Origin of the sequence: Pedobacter duraquae (assembly GCF_004362245.1) — a bacterium.
GTDB classification, from domain to species: Bacteria; Bacteroidota; Bacteroidia; order Sphingobacteriales; family Sphingobacteriaceae; genus Pedobacter; species Pedobacter duraquae.
Genome location: NZ_SNWM01000011.1, coordinates 1 through 4,008, shown reverse-complemented (window position 1 = coordinate 4,008; position 4,008 = coordinate 1). Strand labels below are relative to the sequence as shown.

1 protein-coding gene and 1 pseudogene are annotated in these 4,008 nt (G+C 44.5%); both read right to left on the bottom strand.

Features of this window, described 5'->3' with window-relative positions:
- Positions 1–205: pseudogene (locus CLV32_RS22985) on the bottom strand (efflux RND transporter periplasmic adaptor subunit); the annotation flags it as partial.
- Between the two features lie 56 nt (positions 206–261).
- The coding region (locus CLV32_RS22980; protein WP_133559320.1) for a CusA/CzcA family heavy metal efflux RND transporter at positions 262–4,008 on the bottom strand (3,747 nt) is incomplete at its 5' end.

The following is a 4,008-nucleotide window of genomic DNA, read 5'->3' as shown; positions in this document are numbered from 1 at the left end:
GTGGGGGCACCGCAAGCTGGCCATTGGCCTTAACGACAGCATCTAAATTTCGTTTTTCGACCAGACCGATTTCTATTCCAACGGCATTCATCTGCTTTTGGGTGAGGGAAAGCCCTTCGGCCTTTTCTTCTTTTTCAGTTTCTGCGGATGCTTCCCTGGTATCGCTTTCTTTTTTCTCTGCGGATCCCGAGCAAGATAAAAGCATGGCGAGGCAGGAAACTATGACAATTGATTTATATGTTCTTAAATGTAAATGCATGGTTATTCTCCTTTAATGAATTGGATTTGAATGGCGGACTGGTTTAATTGGCTTAAGGCCTCTATATAAGAAAGCCTGATCTGGACGGCTGAGGATACGTTCTGAATATATTCTATATAACCGATCTCACCAAGGTCAAAAGAAACCTGGGCAATTCTTAGCTGTTCGCTTGCCTGATTTAGCCCCTGGTTTTGATAGTAATTTACGGACTGCAGGTATTGTTCGTAGTGCTGAACTTCCTGGTTATATTCCATCATCAACCTGGACTTTGTATTCAGCAGGTCTGTTTTTGCGATTTCAGAAGACAGCTGTTCAGACTTCACCCGTGCCCGGTTTGCCCGATTGAAAATAGGCAGGGCAACGCCAACCTGAATTCCTGCTATTCTGGTCCCAGGGAAGTAATTCCTATTTATGTTCGCTGGATTAAATCCTGAAATAAGAAGTTGTTGGCTGTACCCTAAAGTAAAGTCTGGCATTCCTTTGGATTTCTCTACTGCAATCCGGGCCTTTGCGACTTCCGTGCTTTGCAGACCCGCACTAACCTGGGCATTCTTGCTGAGCGTTAAGCTGTCTAAAGAAATAGGAAACACAATCGGTTTGTCCTGGACAAGGACTAAAGTAGCAGGGGTATTGAGCAGCTGCTTCAAAATAGATTCATTATTTGCCAAACTTGCCAAAACGCCTAGCTTTAAGGCTTGAACCTGTTGAAATTGATTTCTGGCACTGATCAGTTCCAAGTTCGACGTCTCGCCGGTTTTAACCCGTACTTCCGCTTTGTTCACAAATCCTTTATAAAGGCTATCCTGAAAATCTAAAACACGAAGGCTTTCTTTATTCAATAAGTAAGCGTACCACGCTTCCCGAACTTCCCGGATGACTTCTGCCCTTGTAATGTTACTGGTGCTGCTGGCAAGTAAGGTCTGTTTACTAAGCAGTTTACGCTGGTTTTTATATAGTCCGGGCCAGGCAATGTTTTGGGTTATGCCCAAAGAATTGTCCATATTACCTCCGCTAGTCGGATCCTGGGTAACCAGGATCTCGGTTTTAGAAAGGTCCGTTCCTGATTTTTGAAGGGCCCGTGCCTGTTCTACCGATAGTCCGGCCGAGCGTAGCCGTAAATTATTTTTTACGGCCATGGAAATGGCACTGTCCAGGGTCAAAGGTAAAGTGCTTTGCGCCTGCACTGGGTTCTGTTGTAAAAACAATAGACCGCAAACTAAGAACATAATTACAACTGCCTTTGGCAACTTTGCTTTTGATACCTCTTTTCGGTTAAAGAGCAAATAAAGGCAGGGCAGGACAAAAAGCGTTAAGAAGGTGGCGGTGATCAATCCCCCAATAACGACAGTTGCAAGTGGGCGCTGTACCTCGGCTCCTGCACTGGTAGATAAGGCCATGGGAAGAAAACCCAAGGATGCAACTGAGGCAGTCATCAGCACCGGGCGAAGCCTGGTCTTAGTTCCTTCCAGTACCCTTTGGTAAATATCATCTACCCCCTCTTCTTTCAACTGGTTAAAATAGCCGATTAGAACGATCCCGTTTAAAACGGCAACACCAAACAAGGCAATAAAGCCGACGCCTGCTGAAATACTAAAGGGAAGGCCGGTGATGATCAGGGCAGCAATCCCACCCATGGAGGCCAGGGGTACGGCTGTAAAAATCAGTAGACTCTCCTTTACGGAACGGAAAGTAACATATAAAAGCACCAGGATAAATAAAAGGGCTGCAGGAACGGCAATGGCCAGTCGGCCTTTGGCAGCCTGTAGGTTTTGAAACTGCCCGCCATAGGTTATATAGTAACCACTAGGAAGCTTAATCCCGGAATTCAGTTTTGATTGGATTTCCTTAACCGTAGTTTCTACGTCCCGTCCTACAACGTTAAATCCAACATAGATCCTTCGTTTTCCATCTTCACGGGAAACCTGTGCAGGGGCATCTTTAAAGGCAATGTCGGCAACCTGGCTTAAGGGTACTTTATTTCCTGAAGGAAGTGGTATGAGCAGGTTTTCAACGCCCGAAATGTTTTCCCTTAAGTTTCGGTCTAACCTGACCACTAAATCAAACCGTTTCTCTCCCTCAAACACCACCCCGGTAACGCTTCCGGCAAAAGCGGTTTTCAGGATCATATTCAGGTCACTGATGTTTAAGCCATATTGCGCCATCTTATCCCTGTTGTAGGCGACCTGAATTTGTGGCAGTCCGGAAACCTTTTCAATATAAGGCGTAGAGACTCCGGCAACAGGAGAAATCATTTTAGCGATCTTTTCAGCCTGTATAGCAAGTACATCCAGGTCTTCTCCGTAAATTTTGATTGCTACGTCCTGACGGATCCCAGTCATCAGCTCATTAAAGCGCATCTGCATAGGCTGGGAGATTTCTACATTGATTCCTGGAATTTCACTTAAAACCTCTTCCATCTTTTCCATCATCTCTGATCTATTCTCGGCAGATTTCCATTCTCCCTTTGGTTTCATGGCAAGCATCATATCTCCCCGTTCCATTGGCATGGGATCAGTTGGAATCTCTGAACTCCCGATCCTGGTAACGGCCTGCTTGATTTCAGGGAATTTTTCCTTTAATAGTTTTTCCGCTTTCCCAAAGGTCTTTACAACCTCTGATAGCGAGGTGCCCTGCATCATTGAAATTTCTACCGTCAAATCCCCTTCTTCTAGCGTTGGTATAAACTCGCCACCCATTCCTGAAAACAACCATATGGAAACAGCAAAAAGAATAAAAACGGCTGTAACCACCATCACTTTAACCTTTAAAACTGCAATTAATGTTCGCTGGTATACCCTTTGCAAAAATTCAATGATCCTGTCGGAAATATTGCGCTTGTAAGAAGTTTTCTTGCTTAAAAACAAAGCGCTTGCCATGGGAACATAAGTCAAAGAAAGAATAAAAGCGCCCAGGATAGCAAAAGCTACGGTTTCAGCCATTGGCCTGAACATTTTTCCTTCAATCCCAATAAGAGACAACAAAGGCAGGTAAACAATAAGAATAATGATTTGACCGAAAGCAGCTGATTTCATTAGTTTTCCGGCACTTTCAGCCACTTCTGTATCCATCTGGTCCGAGGTTAACTTTTCAATTCCCTGCTTTTTGTATTTTCCGGTTGTGATGTGGTGGACGACACTTTCTACAATGATCACTGCCCCATCCACAATTAACCCAAAATCTATTGCGCCTAAACTCATCAGGTTTCCTGATACGCCAAAGAGCTGCATCATTGAAAAGGCAAAGAGCATGGCTAAAGGAATAACCGAGGCTACAACCAGTCCAGCCCTGAGGTTCCCTAAAAGAAGCACCAGTACAAAAACAACAATAAGGGCACCTTCCATTAAATTACGTTTTACCGTATCAATAGCACGTCCAACGAGCTCTGTCCGGTCAATAAAGGGTTCAATCACTACCCCTTCTGGTAAAGATTTCTGAACCTGCACCATCCGGTCTTTTACGTTCTGGATGACTTCACTAAAATTTTCTCCTTTGAGCATCAGGGTAACTCCTGCAACAACTTCCCCTTCACCATTTCTGGTTACGGCTCCATAACGGGTGGCACTTCCAAACTGGACAGTTGCCACATCACGAATTAAGATCGGGGATCCACTGGTATTCTTTACCACAATTTTACGGATATCGTCCAGGTTCTCAACCTGGCCAAGCCCCCTGATAAAATAGGCGTTACTTTGCTGTTCAATATAAGATCCACCTGAATTTTCATTGTTTTTTTCAAGGGCTGTATAAAC